Consider the following 656-nt stretch of genomic DNA (forward strand, 5'->3'; position numbering starts at 1 on the left):
GAACCGTGCATCTGGACTGGCCCGTGATCGTCAACCTGAGGCTGGATCCCTTCGAGCGGATGGGCCTGCCCAATGGCGCAAATGGCTCGCTGGCCTTCTACAACTGGTTCGTGACGGAGTTCTGGCGCTTCACCTTCGTGCAGCAGGAGGTGGCTCGCTACGCGGCGACCTTCRTCGAGTTCCCGCCGATGCAGCGSGGSGCYTCCTTCAAYWTGGAKGCSGTGAAGGCACAGATCGAGGCTGCCATTGCGGCGGCGCGACGCCAGCGCAACTGAGACGCCTTGCCGAGAGCCACCGGCGCATTCGGCGCCGGTGGCGGATCTTCCGCGACACGCGTCTCCTTGAGACGGCGGAATGACACCGGTCCAGAAGCCTTTGACACGCTGCGGTTTTGAGCGCGCCCGGGGTCCACGTAGCGGGACCTCCTGGGTTGCCTGCACAGGCTGTCCTGCGGCTTTGCAACTTTACCAATTCTTCGTGTGTTCAGGCGAGGATCGGGCGTTTCCATGCGGATCGCCTTGAATCCGCCGGAGTTATGCGTTTGATTGCAAACATCGAATTGCCGTGAAGGCCCTCTCTGCCATGTGGCGCGCCGCCCTGCTGCTCCTTCTCGCCGCGATGCCGGCGCGCGCGGACACGGTCTACGTCCTCAATTC

1 pseudogene is annotated in these 656 nt (G+C 63.4%); it reads left to right on the forward strand.

From position 1 onward, the window contains the following. Window positions 1-275 (forward strand): annotated as a pseudogene (locus AC1DWF_RS35335) (arylsulfatase); the annotation flags it as partial. Window positions 276-656 lie beyond the last annotated feature (381 nt).

The sequence above is a fragment of the Aminobacter sp. P4_D5 genome (genome assembly GCF_056401815.1).